At 30.1% G+C, this 18,784-nt stretch carries 15 protein-coding genes; 14 read left to right on the top strand and 1 reads right to left on the bottom strand.

Annotated elements, in window-relative coordinates:
- The first annotated feature begins 17 nt into the window (after nucleotides 1–17).
- The 12 genes from glgB to GXM21_RS11090 all read left to right on the top strand — a co-directional run bounded on the left by glgB (nucleotide 18) and on the right by GXM21_RS11090 (nucleotide 15,742).
- Nucleotides 18–2,030 carry a 1,4-alpha-glucan branching protein GlgB gene (gene glgB / locus GXM21_RS11145; RefSeq protein ID WP_008539605.1) on the top strand — a complete coding sequence of 671 codons (2,013 nt, stop codon included), beginning with the start codon at nucleotides 18–20 and terminating at the stop codon, nucleotides 2,028–2,030.
- Between the two features lie 71 nt (nucleotides 2,031–2,101).
- Nucleotides 2,102–3,541 carry a glycogen synthase GlgA gene (gene glgA, locus GXM21_RS11140; protein ID WP_008539607.1) on the top strand — a complete coding sequence of 480 codons (1,440 nt, stop codon included), beginning with the start codon at nucleotides 2,102–2,104 and terminating at the stop codon, nucleotides 3,539–3,541.
- Between the two features lie 149 nt (nucleotides 3,542–3,690).
- Nucleotides 3,691–7,110, top strand: coding sequence for a 4-alpha-glucanotransferase (malQ, locus tag GXM21_RS11135; RefSeq protein WP_008539608.1), 3,420 nt, complete (start codon nucleotides 3,691–3,693; stop codon nucleotides 7,108–7,110).
- Nucleotides 7,111–7,245: 135 nt separating this feature from the next.
- Entirely contained in the window at nucleotides 7,246–8,775 is a 1,530-nt protein-coding gene (locus GXM21_RS11130; protein ID WP_008539609.1) for an LPS-assembly protein LptD, read from the top strand.
- Between the two features lie 24 nt (nucleotides 8,776–8,799).
- The gene (locus tag GXM21_RS11125; protein WP_008539610.1) at nucleotides 8,800–9,255 is read left to right on the top strand and encodes a bifunctional heptose 7-phosphate kinase/heptose 1-phosphate adenyltransferase; all 456 of its coding nucleotides are present in this window, start codon (nucleotides 8,800–8,802) and stop codon (nucleotides 9,253–9,255) included.
- A gap of 553 nt (nucleotides 9,256–9,808) precedes the next feature.
- Nucleotides 9,809–10,918 (top strand): IS200/IS605 family element RNA-guided endonuclease TnpB, encoded by a 1,110-nt coding sequence (gene tnpB, locus GXM21_RS11120; protein WP_163604713.1) that lies wholly within the window; start codon nucleotides 9,809–9,811, stop codon nucleotides 10,916–10,918.
- Nucleotides 10,919–11,075: 157 nt separating this feature from the next.
- Nucleotides 11,076–11,630, top strand: a complete 555-nt coding sequence (locus tag GXM21_RS11115; RefSeq protein ID WP_225091230.1) for a bifunctional heptose 7-phosphate kinase/heptose 1-phosphate adenyltransferase — start codon at nucleotides 11,076–11,078, stop codon at nucleotides 11,628–11,630.
- A gap of 23 nt (nucleotides 11,631–11,653) precedes the next feature.
- On the top strand, nucleotides 11,654–12,121 hold the full coding sequence (rfaE2, locus tag GXM21_RS11110) for a D-glycero-beta-D-manno-heptose 1-phosphate adenylyltransferase (RefSeq protein WP_008539613.1): 468 nt from the start codon (nucleotides 11,654–11,656) through the stop codon (nucleotides 12,119–12,121).
- Nucleotides 12,122–12,274: 153 nt separating this feature from the next.
- The gene (gene waaF, locus GXM21_RS11105) at nucleotides 12,275–13,303 is read left to right on the top strand and encodes a lipopolysaccharide heptosyltransferase II (protein WP_008539614.1); all 1,029 of its coding nucleotides are present in this window, start codon (nucleotides 12,275–12,277) and stop codon (nucleotides 13,301–13,303) included.
- Nucleotides 13,296–14,312 carry a stealth family protein gene (locus tag GXM21_RS11100; protein WP_008539615.1) on the top strand — a complete coding sequence of 339 codons (1,017 nt, stop codon included), beginning with the start codon at nucleotides 13,296–13,298 and terminating at the stop codon, nucleotides 14,310–14,312. Before waaF ends, GXM21_RS11100 begins: the two co-directional genes overlap by 8 nt.
- Nucleotides 14,313–14,460: 148 nt before the next feature.
- The gene (locus GXM21_RS11095; protein ID WP_008539617.1) at nucleotides 14,461–15,081 is read left to right on the top strand and encodes a hypothetical protein; all 621 of its coding nucleotides are present in this window, start codon (nucleotides 14,461–14,463) and stop codon (nucleotides 15,079–15,081) included.
- A gap of 13 nt (nucleotides 15,082–15,094) precedes the next feature.
- Nucleotides 15,095–15,742, top strand: coding sequence for a hypothetical protein (locus GXM21_RS11090; protein ID WP_008539619.1), 648 nt, complete (start codon nucleotides 15,095–15,097; stop codon nucleotides 15,740–15,742).
- Nucleotides 15,743–15,783: 41 nt separating this feature from the next.
- Here GXM21_RS11090 and GXM21_RS11085 read toward each other — a convergent pair whose 3' ends face one another.
- The gene (locus GXM21_RS11085) at nucleotides 15,784–16,599 is read right to left on the bottom strand and encodes a polysaccharide deacetylase family protein (protein WP_008539621.1); all 816 of its coding nucleotides are present in this window, start codon (nucleotides 16,597–16,599) and stop codon (nucleotides 15,784–15,786) included.
- Between the two features lie 90 nt (nucleotides 16,600–16,689).
- Here GXM21_RS11085 and GXM21_RS11080 point away from each other — a divergent pair, with 90 nt between their 5' ends.
- Both GXM21_RS11080 and GXM21_RS11075 read left to right on the top strand, forming a co-directional pair.
- Nucleotides 16,690–17,664: a glycosyltransferase family 9 protein gene (locus GXM21_RS11080; RefSeq protein ID WP_008539622.1), complete on the top strand. Its 975-nt coding sequence runs from the start codon at nucleotides 16,690–16,692 to the stop codon at nucleotides 17,662–17,664.
- Between the two features lie 6 nt (nucleotides 17,665–17,670).
- Nucleotides 17,671–18,762 (top strand): glycosyltransferase family 4 protein, encoded by a 1,092-nt coding sequence (locus GXM21_RS11075; protein WP_008539623.1) that lies wholly within the window; start codon nucleotides 17,671–17,673, stop codon nucleotides 18,760–18,762.
- Nucleotides 18,763–18,784: the final 22 nt, after the last annotated feature.

Raw genomic sequence — 18,784 nt, 5'->3', positions numbered from 1 at the left:
AAAGGAGAACTAAAAAGATGGAAGTATCCGCATTAAAAGATTTTGATTTGTATTTGTATCATCAAGGTACAAATTTCTATGCGTATCAAATGTTAGGAGCTCATTTTGTAGTAGAAGACGGAGTAGAAGGCGTACGCTTTGCTGTTTGGGCACCTCATGCTAAAGCCATAAGTGTAGTAGGAGATTTTAATAATTGGGATTATAATGAAAACCCAATGCAGAGAATTTCTGATGGTGAAATTTGGGTGACTTTTATTCCTAATTTACAGCAAGGTGAAATTTATAAATATTCTATAGAGCCATTCAATGGTGGAGAACGTTTCTTAAAAGCAGACCCTTATGCTTTTTATGCTGAAAAGAAACCAAAAACAGCTTCTCGCGTTTATGATTTACGCGGTTATGAATGGCATGATGAAAAATGGCAGAAAAAACAGCAACAAGAAGCTTCTTATGATAAACCTATGCTTATCTATGAAGTGCATTTAGGCTCTTGGCGTCGTGATGCTGAAGGTAATTATTTAACTTATAGAGAAGCAGCAAAACAGCTCATCTCTTATGTTAAAGAAATGAATTATACTCATATTGAGTTTATGCCACTTTGTGAACATCCATTTGATGGTTCTTGGGGTTATCAAGCAACTGGTTATTATGCAGTAACTAGTCGTTATGGTGAACCAAAAGACTTCATGTATTTAGTAGATTTAGCTCATCAAAATGGTATTGCTGTAATCATGGACTGGGTTCCAGGACATTTCTGTAACGATGCTCATGGTCTTCGCCGTTTTGATGGTGAAACTTTATATGAATCTGATAATGAAAAACGCCGTGAAAATTGGCAATGGGGTACAACTAACTTCGACTATGGTCGTCGTGAAGTGCATAGCTTCTTAATTTCTAATGCTCTATTTTGGTTAAATGAATATCATATTGATGGACTTAGAATTGATGCTGTAGCTAATATGTTATATCTAAACTACGGTCGTGAAGAAGGTCAGTGGGAACCTAATAAATATGGTGACACTGGTAATCTTGAAGCTATGGAATTGATTAAAAATCTAAATGAAGCGATTTTCAAATATCATCCTAATGCTTTAATGATGGCAGAAGAATCTACATCATGGCCTATGATTTCTCGTCCAACTTATATGGGCGGTATGGGCTTTAACTATAAATGGAATATGGGCTGGATGAATGATATGCTCAAATATATGAGCCTTGATCCTATTTATCGTAAATGGAATCATGATAAAATTACATTCTCCTTGATGTATGCTTTCTCTGAAAACTTTGTATTGCCATTATCTCATGATGAAGTAGTTCATGGTAAATGCTCTTTAATTGAAAAGATGCCAGGCGATTATTGGCGTAAATTCGCTGGTCTTCGTTCATTCTTTGGTTATTGGATGACTCACCCTGGTAAAAAATTATTATTCATGGGTGGCGAATTTGGTCAATTTATCGAATGGAAATATGATGATAGTCTTGATTGGCATTTAGCTGAATTGTATCCAATGCATACAAAAATGCAGAGATTCTCTAAAGAATTGAATAAATTCTATTGTGAACATAAAGCTTTATGGCAAGTAGACTTTGATTGGCGTGGTTTCCGCTGGATTGATTGTAACGATAATGAAAATAGCGTTATTTCCTTTATTCGTTATGCTGAAGACCAAGATGATTTCATCATTGTAATATGTAACTTCACTCCAGAAGTGCGTCATGGTTACCGCATTGGTGTTCCTGAAAAAGGTATTTATCAAGAAGTATTTAATACAGATAAAGAAGAATACGGTGGTTCTAATGTATTAAATGAAGGTGACTTTAAATCAGAAGATGTATTCTGGCATAATTTAAATCAATCTATTCAAATTACTTTACCACCACTTGGTACAGTATATTTCAGATTGAAATTGCGTCCTGTTGAAGCTAAAAAACAGACAGTGATTGAAGCTGAAAAACCAGAAAAAGTAAAACTTAATGGTAATAGATCAAAACAACGTCAAAAGGCTAAAGCTTATGCCTTGAAATAATTTAAGTTATAGCCCATATAATTTTTATTATATGGGCTATATATACAATCATAGAGGAAGGTCGTGTTATAGTGTTAAAAGTTTTATATGTAGCCTCAGAAGCTGTGCCTTTTGTAAAAACAGGCGGTCTTGCAGATGTAGCGGGTTCTTTACCTAAAGAATTAAAACAAAAAGGTGTAGATGTTCGTGTTGTTATACCAAAATACAGTGGTATAAAAGAAGAATATCGCAATAATATGGAACATATTTATGATGGTGAAATCAATGTTTCCTGGCGTAAAAAATATCTAGGTATTGATAGATACGATTATAAAGATGTACCATTTTATTTCATTGATAATCAGGAATATTTCTATCGTGAAGGATATTATGGTTATCCAGATGATGTAGAAAGATTTACTTTCTTCTGCAGAGCTGTTCTTGAAATGCTTCCTCATATTGATTTCTGGCCAGATGTTATTCATATGAATGATTGGCAAACAGGTTTAATTAGCGTTTATTTAAAACTCGAACATAATGAAGATGTACGCTATAACAAGATTAAAACAGTATATACTATTCATAATTTGAAATATCAAGGTCGTTTCTGGAAAGGATATTTACCAGATGTATTAGGTCTTGATTGGAAATGCTTCAACAATGGTGATTTGGAATACTTCGATGATATCAACTTCATGAAAGGTGCTATCGTATATTCTGATAAAGTTACTACTGTAAGTCGCAGTTATGCTAAAGAAATTCAAGATCCTTATTATGGTGAAGGTCTTGAAGGTATGCTTCAAAAACGTGATGCAGATTTATCTGGTATTATCAATGGTCTTGATTATGAAGATTATAATCCAGAAACTGATAAGTACATCTTTAAAAACTTTGATGTACATAATGCAATTGCTATCAAAGGTGATAATAAAGAACAACTTCAGAAAAAATTGGGCTTACCAGTAAATCGCAAGATTCCAATGATTGGTATGGTAACTCGTTTAGTTGAAGCTAAAGGTCTTGATTTAGTTACACGTATCTTAGATGAATTACTTGAATATGAAAATGTACAATTTGTAATCTTAGGTACAGGCGATAGACAATATGAAGACTGGTTCAAAGGTCTTGTGTGGCGCTATCCGAAAAAAGTATCTGCTAATATCTTCTTTAATAATGAATTAGCACATCAAATTTATGCTGCAAGTGATTTATTCTTGATGCCATCTCAATATGAACCATGCGGTATTGGTCAGCTTATCGCTCTTCGTTATGGTACTGTGCCAATTGTACGTGCTACAGGTGGTTTAAAAGATACTGTTGAAGCATATAACAATTACACTCAAACTGGTAATGGCTTTAGCTTTAATAACTACAATGCACATGAATTATTATTCTCCATCAAACGTGCAATAGATGGTATTGCTGATGATAGAAAACATATTCATCTTGTAGAAAATGCTATGACTGCTGATTACAGTTGGGAAGAATCAGCTAAACAATATAAAGAATTGTATAATAGCTTAAAGGCTTAATAATTAGTTTAAAATAAAAATTTTATCGCTTAATACGACTTTTATAAAATTTTGCTTACTCAACAAAATAAGGTCTGTATTAAGCGATAATTATTTTATAGATGATTGAAGTTTTAATTAAAGTTTTAATCAGGGGAGGGATAATATAAATGATTTTTCATGATTCGCAAAATCTATATTATCGCAGTCCTATAGGGGCAGTGCCGACACAATCTTTTGTGAGATTGGCAATTGATGTTGATTTAAAAGATAAAGTTTCTTTAGTGCGTTTACATACATGGCAAGAAACTTGTGGTTCAATATATTATAATTTAAAAAAATCTTCATGGGATGAAAAACATTATTTTATTGATTTAGATATGCCTGAAGATGGTTGTCTTGTTTGGTATTATTTTATAATTGAATTAGTTGATGGCAAATTATTATATTATGGCAATAATAAGGCGCAAATGGGTGATATTGGTCAAGAAGCACTAGAGGTGCCACCATCTTATCAGATTACAGTATTTAAAAAAGATGTAAAAACGCCAGATTGGTTTAAAAAAGCCGTTATGTATCAGATTTTTCCTGATAGATTTTATCGTAGTGGCAATAATATTCCACAGAAAAAACATGCGGTGCTTCATTGTGATTGGAATGAGCCACCAATGTATTATTTAGACCCAGATACTAAAAATGTAGTCACTTATGATTATTTTGGCGGAAATATCCAAGGTATAAAAGAGAAATTATCTTATTTAAAAGATTTGGGAATATCTGTGATTTATTTTAATCCTATTTTTAAATCACGTGCTAATCATCATTATGATACGGCAGATTATCATCAAGTAGACCCAATGTTTGGCACTAATGAAGAATTTGCACAGCTTTGTAGTCAAGCTAAAGAGATGGGAATTCGCATCATCTTAGATGGTGTATTTAGTCATACTGGCAGTGATAGTATATACTTCAATCGCTTTGGCAATTTTGACAGTGTAGGTGCATATCAATCCAAAGAATCTCCATATTATGAATGGTATGATTTCAAGGAATATCCTTGTAAATATGATTGTTGGTGGGGCTTTACAAGTATGCCAAACACAAAGGAAACAACACCATCATATATGGATTTCATCATTCGTAGTGAAGATAGTGTAATGAATTTTTGGATGGATAAAGGCATAAGTGGTTGGCGTTTAGATGTAATTGATGAATTGCCACAGAAATTTACACGTTGTTTTTATCAAAAATTGAAGAAATTAGATAAAGATGCAGTTATCATCGGTGAAGTATGGGAAGATGCTTCAAATAAAATAGCGTATAATGTTCATCGTGAATATCTTTGTGGCTATGAGCTGGATAGTGCGATGAATTATCCATTGCGCAGAATTATTTTAGATTTTATTTTGAGAAATAAATCAGCTCAAGAAACAGAAGTAAGTATTTTAAATCAGCATGAAAATTATCCTGAAGAAAATCTCTATGCCATGATGAATTTATTGGGTAGTCATGATGTAGAACGTATTTTGACTTTATTAGGCGAAGCTCCAAGTGTAGAAAATGTACCAGCTAGTGTACAGGCAAAATTCAAATTAGATGATGCTCATTTACGTTTAGCTATTGCTCGTTTGAAATTAGCTGTTGTTTGGCAGATGACATTGCCAGGGGTACCATCAATTTATTATGGCGATGAAATCGGTATGCAGGGATATCGCGACCCACATAATAGAGCAAGCTATAAATGGGATGAAGCTGATAATAATTTACGTCATTTCTTTACGCGTATGATAGCACTGCGCAATCATCGACAAGTATTGCAAACTGGTTGGTATATACCAGTATATGCTCAAGATGATGTCTTAGCTTATATGAGAACTACAAAATTAGGCAAAGATAGATTTGGACAAAAAATGGATGATGATTGCATTTTAGTGGTATTAAATCGTCATCAAGAAAAGACTATGACGATAGAAATTGATGTTCATGGTTTTTGTCAGCGTAAATTACATGAAATAACTAATATGTATCCTGATGTGGAAATCATAGATAATAAAGCTAAGATAGAAATTGAACCGCTCACAGCTCTAGTATTTGAACAGGAAAAAGAAAATATAGAATATGCTAGAAAAGCTGGTATTATCATGCATCCAACATCCCTTCCATCTGATTATGGTATTGGTGATTTAGGAAAAGAAGCTTATAATTTTGTGGATTGGTTAGTAAAAGCTAAACAAAAGATTTGGCAAGTATTGCCATTAAATCCAGTAGGATATGGAGCATCTCCATATCAATCTCCATCTGCTTTTGCTGGCAATACTATGCTTATTTCTCCTGAAAAATTGGTGGAAATCAATTTATTGGAAGCTAAAGATATTGTTTTAGATTATAAAGCTGATGTTGATAAAGTAGATTTTGTAAAAGTAGAAGCTTATAAAGAAAAAATCTTAACAAAAGCTTTTGCAAATTTTGTAGCAGATGCAGATTATACTGCTTTTTGTCAACAGCAAAGTTATTGGCTTGAAGATTATGCACTATTCATGGCATTAAAGAAATATTATAAAAACTTACCATGGTATGAATGGAATTTAGATATAAAATTGCGTAAACCTCAAGCTTTAGAGTCTTGTAGAATTTCTTTGGCACAAGATATTGCTTATGCTAAGTTTAAGCAATATATTTTCTTTAAACAGTGGCAAGATTTACATGCTTATGCAAACGAAAGAGGCATACAAATAGTCGGTGATGTTCCAATTTTTCCATCACATGATAGTGCTGATGTATGGGTACATCAAGATTTATTTAATTTGAATGCTGATGGCACCTTAAAGACAGCAGCAGGAGTGCCACCAGATTATTTCAGTGAAGATGGTCAACTTTGGGGCAATCCACATTATCTCTGGAAGGTAATGCAAAGAGATGACTATAGTTGGTGGCGTAAACGTATAGCTACATTGTTGAATTTAGTAGATATAATTCGCATTGACCATTTCCGTGGTTTTGAAGCTTATTGGGAAGTATCTGGTATGGCCACAAATGCTCGTGTTGGTAAATGGGTTAAAGGTCCAGGCAAAGATTTATTTGATAAAATCAAAGAATATTTAGGTGATGTGCCAATCATTGCTGAAGATTTAGGTGTAATTACGCCAGAAGTCGAAGCTTTGAAAAATAGTTGTAATTTCCCAGGCATGAAAGTTTTGCAATTTGAATTATATGCAAATAAATATCATAAATTAAACTTTATCAGTCCGAAAAATAGCATTGTCTATACAGGCACTCATGACAATAATACAACTTTAGGCTGGCTTAAAGAGGATATATCTCCGCAGGATAAAGCAGTTTTAGCAGATTTATTAGAAGTTAAAGTTGATGATAATGAGGCTTTATTAGAGGAATTGGTAAAATTAGCATATGCTAGTGCCTCTAAGATGGCGATATTGCCAATGCAAGATGTTTTGAAGTTGGATAGTAATGCTAGAATGAATTTACCTGGTACAGTAGGCACTAACTGGGGCTGGCGCATGCAAAAAGATACATTGACAGACGAAAAAGCAATGTATTTGTGTTCCTTAGTAGAAAAATATAATAGATAAATGAAAAGGACTCTGCAATAAATGTAGAGTCCTTTTAGATTTTAGCGAAAAGTAATTCGGCAAAGAAGATATTATCATGGTATAATAATTTAAGTGTATTTAGTTAAATTTATTTTAAGATAGGTGAATATTTTAATGAAAATAGAGAAAAAAATATTGTGGGCGATATCATTAAGTGCATTATCTTTATGTACATATAATCAGCCAGTATTAGCTTCAGATACTGATGTTGAAATCTTAAATTATGTTGAAGACCAACGTCATGAAGCTAGAGATAAAGAAAAAAATAGAGCTATTAATGAATTTAAAGCAGAATTAGATGCTCAATATGAAAAAGAAGGCATTGTTATACAAAATCCTCAAGAAGCACCAATTATTTTTGAGGGTAATGATATTATGTATGACTCAGTAACAGGTGAAGTATATGGTAAGGGTAATGTAAAAATCACTCAGAATTATTCACGTATGACTACTGAAGATGCAAATGGTAATTTAAATACAGGTGATGTGGATATACCGGTTCATGCTCATGTTATGCAGGTAGCTAATCCAACACTTGATATCAACAGTGAGAAAACAAAATATAATTATAATGAAAAAACTGGTGTAATGAATAATGTAAAAGGTCGTGTAGATAATAGATATGTTTCAGGGGAACAAGTAGAATTTTATCCTGATTACTATATAATTTACAATGGCACGATGACACGTTGTCCTGCGAAAAAACCAGATTACTGTTTGACTGCTGAGAAAATTGAAATTTATCCTGATGACCATATGGTAGCATATAATGCGAAATTTTTGATCAAAGGTCAAGTTATTTATCAAACAGATGAATATAGTACTAAAATAGGTACTAATAGCGATGGAAAAAATCAATGGATACCATTACGTATTCGTATAAATGATGATGATGGTTTATCTATCGGTTATAAATTAGATGCACCACTGATGGATAATGTAAAAGCTTATGCTGATTTAAAATATACTACTAAGCATGATATGAGAAATATTTATGGTGTAGCTTGGAATAATGCAGGTAGTACTTTTAAAGTAGAAAATGGTAAATATGAAGATGATGATGATCGTTGGTTAGAAAAGAATATAGCATATATATATAATTATGGCAGTAGAATAGGTGATACACCACTTAGTTTTAATTTGTATAATGAATATGGTTTATGGGAAGAAAATAATATTAAAAGTTGGCATCGTGAACATAATTTATCCCTCCATCATGACCCTATAAATTTAGATACAGAAGGTAAATTTAGATTATTTCCAAGCATAGGTTATCGCTTAGTTTATGAAGATTATGATGATAGCAATTATAATAGTTTATATTATGATGTGACTTTACTTGGTGAATTAAATGATAGATTAGTAGCTTATACAGGATATCATTATTCAAGAGTTAGTGCAGAAAATACTTTATTCCAGTATGGATTAGAAGATTATTCCAAAAAAGTATCCGCAGGTCTAAGTTATACTATAGATGATAAAAATCGCTTTGTTGTAGCAACAGGATATGATGCGTCAGATCAGCTTCGTTTAAGAGATTTAGATTATTATTGGTATCATGATTGGCATTGTGTAGAAACTGAATTAAAATATGAACAGAAAAAAGATAAATGGAGTTTACATTTTAATTTCTTGAATTTCTAATATATAGAGAAAAAAGGTGAATTTATGAAGCCGGAATTGATTGATTTTGTAGAAAAATTTAAGGGAAAACGCATTTTAATTATTGGTGATATGATTGCTGATATATATTTAAAAGGTGATATTTCTCGTATTTCTCGTGAAGCGCCAGTTTTAGTATTGATAGAGTCAGAAGAAAAAACAGTGGCTGGCGGTGCCGCTAATGTAGTTAATAATGTAGCTACATTGGGAGGAAAAGCTTTTGCTGTAGGTATTTTAGGCGAAGATAAAGGTGCTTTAAATTTAAAGCAAATATTAGAAGAAAATAATGTAAATACTGAAGGTATGTTTTGTGATCAAAATCGCAAAACTATTACTAAGACACGTGTTATTGCAGGTGGTAGAGCTACAGTAAGTCAACAGGTAGTGCGTATTGATTATTGTGAGCCACACACTTGTGATTTAAATCATGAGTTAGGCGAACAAAATAGTCAGCGTATATAGAAATATGTACGTAGAGATAGACAAAGAGCTATCCAATACTGTTTGAATTGCTGGAAAACCCTAAAGATATCTGAACTACAACGTAAACATGAAATAAAGTTAAACGTGAATGTGGCGAAAGCAGAAAAAATCAGATATATAGCATAAGGTTAAATCCTAAGTGTTGAAAAATGGACAATCAGCAGCGAAGCTCCGAAAAGGAGAACGTTCAACGACTATTCCTCTTGAGGGAAGTACTCAGTAAGCGATTGACTGAGGAAGTGGACAGACTCTAACAGGTAAAGCTGAGAGATAAGATATAGTCTGTGCCGTTATGAAAGTAACGGAAGTTCATAAGAGAACTGTATAGAAAGTAGCGTTTCTATATGAACGAGACCTCATAATACGACTAAAGTAGAACCTAGAGTTCTTGTATATATTATTTAAAATAAGCAGTTAATATATAAACACTTGTTATATTACTATAGATATGTCATGATTATATTGAGTGACAATATGGAAGTAATATATGGCAGAAGATATGTTTATTCATTAGAAAGAGTAAGTGTTTATTATGGAAAAAGCTTATAAATTTAGGATATACCCTAATAAAACACAAGAAAGTTTACTTCAAAAAACTTTTGGCTGTGTACGTTTTATATATAATTACTTTTTAGATAGAAGAATTAAAGCATATGAACAAAATAAGAAGACTATAAGTTATAACGAATGTTCAAAAGAGCTTACTCAATTAAAAAAAGAAAAAAAGTGGCTTAAAGAACCAGATAAATCCTCTTTACAAAACGCTTTAAAGAATTTAGATACAGCTTATAAAAACTTTTTTAACAGACAAAAAGTAGGCTTTCCTAAATTCAAATCTAAAAAGAATCGGTATAAATCGTACAAAACAAATATGACAAATAACAACATTGTATTTTTAGGAAATAAAATAAAACTACCTAAAATAGGCAAGATTAAAACAAGAGATAAATATCGCCAAATAGAAGGTAGAATTTTAAGTGCGACAGTATCGCAGACTCCTAGTGGAAAATATTACATTGCACTATGTTGTACAGACCTGCCTCAACCTGAATTTATCAAAACGAATAAATATGTTGGCTTAGATTTAGGAATAAAAGATTTTGTCATAACCTCAGATGCAGTAAAATATAGCAATCCTAAATATTTGCAAAAATCACTGACTAGATTAGCTAAACTCCAAAGAGAGCTTTCTCGAAAAACAAAAGGAAGTTCAAATTGGGAAAAGGCTAGAGTAAAAGTGGCTAAATTGCATGAGAGAATTGCTAATCAAAGACATAATTTACTACATCAAGTATCATGTCAACTTATCAGAAATTACGATGTAATCTGTCTTGAAGATTTGCAAGTTGAAAACATGATGAAAAATCATAAATTAGCAAGAAATATAGCTGATGTCAGCTGGTCAGAGTTTATGAGACAACTAACATATAAAGCCAAATGGTTTGGCAAAATTATTGTCAAAATAGATAAATTTTATCCTTCAAGTCAATTATGTCATGTTTGTGGGTATAAAAATACAGAAGTAAAAAACTTAAATGTTAGAAAATGGAACTGTCCTAAATGTAAAACACATCACGATAGAGATGTAAATGCAGCTATAAATATTAGAAATGAAGGATTAAAAATATTAAACATAGCATAAATCTTAAATAACATATACAAGAACCATAGGAACTATGGGGATAGCTCGGAGATACTGTATTCGTTAGAATACTTGACCGAGAACCCCGCGACTTTAGTCGTGGGAGGTTCAGAGAGAATGCAATGAAGTTATCAGTGAAGTATATGAAAAAGAATTGATGAATTACATTCAAATGGTCATGCCACAGATGCAAGGTGTAGTAATGAGCGATTATGGCAGTGGAACAATTACACCTAAAATTCGTGATTTAATTTTATCTTTAAGTAAAGAATATGATATACCATCAATAATAGATTCTCGATATGCTATTTTCAATTTTGTAGGTACTGATTATGTAAAACAAAATGATGCAGAATTAGCCAGTGCTGTAGGCTATAAAATAGATAATGAGGAAATTTTATATAAAGCGGCACAGGAATTTTTAGTAAAAATGCAAGCAAAGGGAATTTTAGTTACACGTGGCGAAAAAGGTATGACTTTATTTGAAGCAAATGGAGATGTGCATAATATCCCAGTATCTGATAAATCAGAAGTATTTGATGTATCGGGAGCAGGTGATACATGTGTTGCTACCTTTATCACAGCATTAGCTACAGGTGCGATGCCAAGTCAAGCAGCTGAACTTTCTAATTTTGCTTCTGGTATTGCTGTACGTAAAATGGGAACAGCTACAGTTTCTGATGAGGAATTAATTGCCGTATTGAAAAAATAATAATTACAGATAGGATTTTAGTGATGATTATAGATATACAAGATATTGAAAAGTTTTGTGAAATCTTGCGTAAGGGTAATAAAACTATAGCACTTACTAATGGCACTTTTGATTTAATACATGCAGGTCATGTTCGTTATTTAAATGAAGCTAGTAAATTAGCAGATTATTTAATTTTAGGGTTAAATAGTGATCAGTCTGTAAAGCAGTATAAATCAGACAAAAGACCAATTGTTCCGCAAAAAGAGCGAGCAGAGGTTATAGATAGTTTAAAAGCTGTAGATTATGTAGTTATTTTTGATGAAACAACAGCTGATAAATTAATCAGTAAAGTAAAACCAGATATCTATGTAAAAGGTGGAGATTATACAGAAGAATCTCTTCCAGAAACAGCAACAGTAAAAAAATATGGTGGTAAGATAAAATTTATAAAAGTAGTAGAGGGCTGTTCTACTACAAATATCATACAGAGAATTTTAGAGATATATTGATAAATAAAAAACTACATCTTTAAGGTATGTATTTTAGAGATGTAGTTTTTATTTAGATAAAATAGTAAATAAGTATTTACTATTTTGTAAAATATTGGTAAAATCAAAGAATGGAAAATATATAATATTTGATAAGAATTTGATGAGGCTTTTATGAATATTTTAATTGTAAAATTAAGTGCAATAGGAGATGTAATTCATGCATTACCTATAGCATATGTTTTGAAAAAACGATATCCTAATGCGCATATTACATGGGTTGTGGAACCTACAGCATATGAATTAGTGAAACACAATCCATATGTAGATGAAATAATTATTTTTCATAAAAAAGCATTTAAATCATGGAATGGTTTTAAAGAAAATTATCAACCTTTTGCTAAGTTATTGCAAAAAAGAAAATATGATATATCTATAGATTTACAAGGATTATTTAAGTCAGCAGCTGTAGTATTTACTGCTAAGGCAAAGAGAAAAATAGGCTATGTAGATATGCGTGAAGGTAGCAATTTGATCAGTAAACGCATAGTAGGTAATAATAAGAATGGTCATATTGTAGATAGATATTTAGATACTGTTAAATGTTTAGATTGTGATACAGAAAATATAATATTTCCTTTAGTTAATACACAAGATGAAATTGATTTTGTAGATAATTTATTGATTAAAGAGAATATATTAAATCAAAAATTTATGATTTTTGCAGTGGGCACTAATTGGATAAATAAATGTTGGTCTGTGGAAAATTTTGCGAAATTAAGCGATTTATTAGCAGAATATAAGCTAAAAGTAGTCTTAATTGGTTTTGGAAAAGATGATGAACAAAAATCACAAGCTATTATTAAATTAGCTAGAGAAAATAATATTGTAAATTTTGTGGGAAAAACAAGCTTGATGCAAACGGCTAGACTTATTAAATTATCAAAGGCTGTTGTGGGTGGAGATACTGGAAATCTTCATTTAGCAGCAGCTTTAAATATTCCTGCAATTATGCTTATGGGGCCAACAGATCCTAATAGAAATGGTCCATATAGACAAAGTGAAAATGTGATTTTAGCAGGTCATGAATGTGATGGTTGTTGGAAGCGTACTTGTGCTAAGAATATAGATTGTTTAGCAAGTATAAAACCAAATCAAGTCATAGAAAAATTAAGACAAAGCGAGTTGTTAAAAGATGAGTGAAAATTATCCAATTGACTTTGTTGTTACTTGGGTTGATGGCAACGACCCAGTATGGCAAGCAGAAAAAGCAAAGTATAGTCCCAGTAAAAATGCAGATAATCGCAATGTGCGTTTTCGTGATTGGGATAATATGCAATATTGGTTTAGAGCTGTAGAAAAATTTGCACCATGGGTTAACAAAATACATTTTGTAACTTATGGTCATTTGCCTAAATGGTTAAATATAGATAATCCCAAATTAAATATTGCTAAACATAGCGATTTTATACCACAAAAATATTTACCTACATTTAGTTCCCAGCCTATTGAATTAAATTTGCATAGAATAAACGGTTTAGCAGAAAGATTTGTTTATTTTAATGATGATATGTTTTTGTTAAGACCAGTAAAAAGAGAATTGTTTTTTGCAGGTAAAGATTGTTTGCCGACAGATTTTGCGATAACTAGTACAATTAGTACAACTACTAAAGAAGATATGATGCCATTTATAAAATTAAATTGTGTAACAATTTTAAATGGACATTTTGATAAAAAGGAACAGATGAAAAAGCATTTTAGTAAATGGGTGAATTTAGCTTATGGTTGGAATGCTTTACGTAATTTAATTTTTTATGGGCAACATAGATTTAAAGGATTTGCAAATAATCATTTAGCTTTTTCTTTTTTGAAAAGTGAATATGAAGATATTTGGGAAAAAGAATATGAATCATTAGATGATACTTCGTCACATAAGTTTAGAAGTAAATTAGATTTAGATAATTGGCTTATTCGTTATTGGCAATTGACTAGAGGAAATTTTTATCCAATAGGAAGACATGTAAAAGGTAAGGTTTATGAAATCTATAATGGAGTAGAACAAAATCAAGAACTATTTAAGATTATAGAAAATCAAGCAATGCCTATGATATGTATAAATGATAATGATAATGTGGATTTTGAACCTATGAAAGAAAGAATAAAACAGGCATTTGATAGAATTTTGCCAGAAAAATCTAGTTTTGAAAAATAATAAAAAATAAAGAAGTAAATTATTTAAAATTTACTTCTTTATTTTTGTTTATAGATAAAAAAATATTCTATTATCTCAATTATAGTATATTTTATAAAAATGAATTTTAGATGAAAATAAATTTAAATTTTTGTAAAGGATGGTATTGATGGTTTGTGTAGATAAATATATGCATAAGACGTATTATATGTTAATTGGTTTGATGGTTTTATTATTGCCTCAAGCATTTATTTTACCAATAGAATGTAGTTATGAAAATCATTTGTTAGAAAATCTAGAAGTATTTATATTAGGTATTGGTTTTATAAATATGTTATATAAAACTGCAAATTTAAATAAAGATAAAATTAATAAGTTTTATTTAGCATGTGGTATTTTTTATATTGTTATGATTGCTAGAGAATTAAGTTATGGTAGAGTATTTTATCCTATCGGTATTGATAAAAATGGTGAACAAATTTTTATGAATATCCATCAAATATGGTATGGATCAATAGTATATCCTATAATTGCAGTACTAGTTTTAATAGCATTATTTTTAATGATACAAACTTATAAATACATAAAAAAAGAACAGATTATTTGTAGTATACCTAGATATAGCATTCGTTTATTTATAATTATGATGATCTTGAGTCAGATAGTATTTGAAAAAAATTTAATTAAGTTTTTAGCAGATTATGGTCAATTATTAGAAGAATGCACAGAGATATTAGCATATTGTTCTTTAGTATGCTTTACTTATGATATATCATTTAAAAAGAAATAAAGAAGGAATATAGATGTTAAATTTTGAAATTAGATATACAAAAGCTTTAGTTATTTTGTGTATTTTAACTGTTATTTTTATTGGGTTATCATTTGTCTTGCCTATAGAATATAGTTATGAAAATCATTTTTTAGAGAATTTAGAAGTTGTAATTTTATTTTTAGGTATTGTAATCTGTATAGGGAAAATACGCGATTTTATTTTATATGATAGTATAAAGTTTTATGTAGCTTCGATAATAATTTATATATTGATGATTGGTAGAGAATTGAGTTGGGGTCGTGTATTTTATCCTATTGGTATAGATAAAAATGGTGAACAGATTTTTGTAAAAGTACATGAATTATGGTATGGTTCAGTAGTTTATCCAACAGTAGGGATTTTAATATTAATAGCCTTGATTTTATTGGGAGTATATTTTTATCAAAGCAGAAGACAAGGAATTTGTTGGTATATCCCATTAGGTGAATTTTTGTTTTTTATAGTAACAAGCATATTGAGTCAATGTGTATTTGATAGAGGTTTAGTACAATTTGGTAATTATAATCAATTATTAGAAGAAAGCTGTGAAATCATAGCATATATATCTCTTGTTTGCTGTACATATGATATTTCCTTTAAAAGAAGATATATTCATATAAGATATTTTAGTATAAGATAATAAAAAGAGCCTCAGGAATTTATATTCTTGAGGCCTTTTATTTATTTAAATTTATTTTTTAGTTGTTTAAATTGTCGTTCCCATTTTCGCATTGCAACGAAAATAATGTGAATAGAGCTTACTTTTAATTTGAATTCCCACATTTTTTGGTGTGAAGGTATGGGAATGCGTGGAAGAGCAAAAAGATTAATATGCCAAAGTGGAACATTTTCAAAGATAGCAAATGCCATTTTATAATTTGCTTTTTTTACTATATTTATTACTTGTTGATTGAAAAAACCATATGGGTAACAAAGATAATCCATAGGTTTATCTAATAATTTTTCAAATTTTGTTTTGGTATCAATAATTTCTAAATTTAATTTTTCCTCATTACATTGAGTTAGGAATGGATGGTCGGCAGTATGAGGTTGGATATCTAGACCATGATGAAGCCAAGATTTTAATTCTGCTAAATTCATGGTAGTAGTTTCTTGTTTACCGAAATTTTCCCATTTATTAGGTTTACCAATCCAATTGTAAATAGGAAAAACAACAGCAGTCATATTGTATTTTTTTAATAGCGGTAAGGCTTCAAGATAATTATCTTGATATCCATCATCAAAAGTTAGTAGAACAGGATTTTTAGGTAATTTAGCCTTATTTATGAAGTGATTATATAATTGTTCTGGTGTAATAGTATGATAGTTATGTGTGGATAAATATTCTAGTTGCTCGGCAAATTTTTCTTTAGGTAGAGCATTTCTATCACTAGGAATATCGGCTATACGATGATACATTAAAATTGGTACATAATTTTTAAATTTTAAATATAAGATAAAAAATATACATAAAATAATTAATAATAGTATAAACATAATAATTTTTCCTAACCTTAGATATAGTGTATAATAATATATTATACGAATATGAGGAAGATATTCAATAAATTTTTAAGGAAAGATTTTATGAAAAAATTTTTAGTTATTAATACATCTTTTTTTGGAGATACTTTACTTACTAATCCTTTATGTAGAAATATAGAAATATTATATCCAGATTCACATATAACTTTTATTGTTAATAAGCCATTTGTAGAAGTAGCAACCTACTGTGATGGAGTAGATGAAGTAGTAGCTTATGATAAAAAGGGTAAACATCATGGTGTAAAGGGAGCATGGAATTTTTATCAAGAATATAAAGAAAAATTTAAATTAGGTTTTGAAGCAGCTTTTGTTATCTATGGTAATGAAAGAGGTATTGTTTTAGCAAAATTATTTGGGGCTAAAAAAGTATATGCTGAAAATAAAGGTATAATAAATTTTTTATTAGATAATCCTAGAGAAATAGATTATCATGGTAAGACAAAAGTACAGACTAAAAATAGTATTTTATTAGAACAATATAGTAAAAAAGCTATAAGAGAATTACCAATGAAATTTATACCGCCAGAATCATCATATGATGATATTGAAGTGTTATTAGAAGGTTTAAATATACAAGATAATAAATTAGTAGCAATATGTACTACTTCTAAAAAGAAAGAAAAAGATATGCCTTTAAAAGATTGTAAAGAATTAATACAAACATTAAAAAGTAAAGGTTATACTTTATTACTATTAGGGGCAGGGAATGTAGCAAAAGAATATGGAGAAGAATTGTCTAAAATAGCTAAAGATGATTTTATAAATTTAGTAGATAAGACAACTATTGCTCAACTTGGAGCGCTACTAGCTAATTGTAAAGCTTTAATTAGTGTGGATACAGGGACTATGCATTTAGGTTTGGCAGTAGATGTACCTACAGTTTGTTTATTTTATATTCATACAAAAGCACATCTAGACGCATGGGCTCCTGAAAAATCATTATATCGTTGTGAGGTTTTAACAGAAAATATAAAGGTAGAAAATATTGTTAATTCTTTAAGAAAAATTATGGAGTAATTTTTTATGAAAAATATTTTATTATTAGTACCTCGTATGAATATAGGTGGTGCTGAATCATATGTAGCTTTGGTAGCTCGTAGTTTAAAATCATTAGGCTACAATGTATTTATTGCTTCTGCTGGTGGAGCATTGGCGGTTGAATTACAAAAAGAAGGAATAAAACATTTTTTTTTACCGATTAGATTAAGTAAGTTTATATCAGGATTATTATTGAAACGTATTGTAGAAAAATATAATATAGACTTAATACATGCCAATTCAGAAGCAGCAGGTATTGTAGCCGTAAAGACACGAAATAAGTATAAATTAGATATTCCTATAGTATATACAGCTCATGGTGTATTACCAGCAAAAGTGAAAGACATTATAAATCAAGTGGATAAGATTATTGCTGTAAGTGAGTTTTCTAGGAAATCTGCAATAAAAGAAGGCTTTTTAGCTGAAAAAATACAAGTTGTTTATAATGGTGTAGATATTGAAAAATTTAAGCCAAATAGACAAAATAAAAATTTATTACGAAAAAAATATAATATACCACAAGAGGCTTTTACTATGATTATAGTTTCGCGTATTAAAAATTTGCGAAATAAAGGACATCAGCATTTACTTGATGTATTGAAAAATTATGAAGTTAGTAAAAAATGGCATCTTGTAGTAATTGGTAAAGGAAAAGGTTTCAGTGATTTAAAGAAAAAAATAAAAGAATATCATTTACAAGATAGAGTACATTTATTAGGTCATAAGACAGATGTAGAAAATTATATAGATATAGCAGATGTTATGGTTTTACCATCATATTTTGAAACATTTGGATTGGTTTTGGCTGAAGGGATGGCAATGCAAAAGCCAGCTATAGCTTTTAATGTTGGTGGCATTAGTGAAGTTATAAGTGATAAAGAAACAGGATTTCTTGTAAAATATAATGATGATGATGATTTAGTAAATAAGATAAATATATTAGCTCAAGATAAAGATTTATGTAGCAAAATGGGAATAAATGCAAGGAAAAAAGTAGAAAAAGATTTTGCTAATCAAATAATGATAAAAAAGATTATAGAAATATATAATGAGATAATAGATAATAAAACTAATTAATGTTTTATAGGAGATATTAATG

It is taken from the genome of Megamonas funiformis, from assembly GCF_010669225.1.
Classification (GTDB): domain Bacteria; phylum Bacillota; class Negativicutes; order Selenomonadales; family Selenomonadaceae; genus Megamonas; species Megamonas funiformis.
This window is presented reverse-complemented; position numbering and strand designations above follow the sequence as displayed.

Bases quoted from the DNA above. Each gene is read 5' to 3' on its own strand.
- glgB (WP_008539605.1), top strand. From the start codon at position 18: ATGGAAGTATCCGCATTAAAAGATTTTGATTTGTATTTGTATCATCAA.
- malQ (WP_008539608.1), top strand. From the start codon at position 3,691: ATGATTTTTCATGATTCGCAAAATCTATATTATCGCAGTCCTATAGGG.
- GXM21_RS11130 (WP_008539609.1), top strand. From the start codon at position 7,246: ATGAAAATAGAGAAAAAAATATTGTGGGCGATATCATTAAGTGCATTA.
- GXM21_RS11125 (WP_008539610.1), top strand. From the start codon at position 8,800: ATGAAGCCGGAATTGATTGATTTTGTAGAAAAATTTAAGGGAAAACGC.
- tnpB (WP_163604713.1), top strand. From the start codon at position 9,809: ATGGAAAAAGCTTATAAATTTAGGATATACCCTAATAAAACACAAGAA.
- GXM21_RS11115 (WP_225091230.1), top strand. From the start codon at position 11,076: ATGAATTACATTCAAATGGTCATGCCACAGATGCAAGGTGTAGTAATG.
- rfaE2 (WP_008539613.1), top strand. From the start codon at position 11,654: ATGATTATAGATATACAAGATATTGAAAAGTTTTGTGAAATCTTGCGT.
- waaF (WP_008539614.1), top strand. From the start codon at position 12,275: ATGAATATTTTAATTGTAAAATTAAGTGCAATAGGAGATGTAATTCAT.
- GXM21_RS11100 (WP_008539615.1), top strand. From the start codon at position 13,296: ATGAGTGAAAATTATCCAATTGACTTTGTTGTTACTTGGGTTGATGGC.
- GXM21_RS11095 (WP_008539617.1), top strand. From the start codon at position 14,461: ATGGTTTGTGTAGATAAATATATGCATAAGACGTATTATATGTTAATT.
- GXM21_RS11090 (WP_008539619.1), top strand. From the start codon at position 15,095: ATGTTAAATTTTGAAATTAGATATACAAAAGCTTTAGTTATTTTGTGT.
- GXM21_RS11085 (WP_008539621.1), bottom strand. From the start codon at position 16,599: ATGTTTATACTATTATTAATTATTTTATGTATATTTTTTATCTTATAT.
- GXM21_RS11080 (WP_008539622.1), top strand. From the start codon at position 16,690: ATGAAAAAATTTTTAGTTATTAATACATCTTTTTTTGGAGATACTTTA.
- GXM21_RS11075 (WP_008539623.1), top strand. From the start codon at position 17,671: ATGAAAAATATTTTATTATTAGTACCTCGTATGAATATAGGTGGTGCT.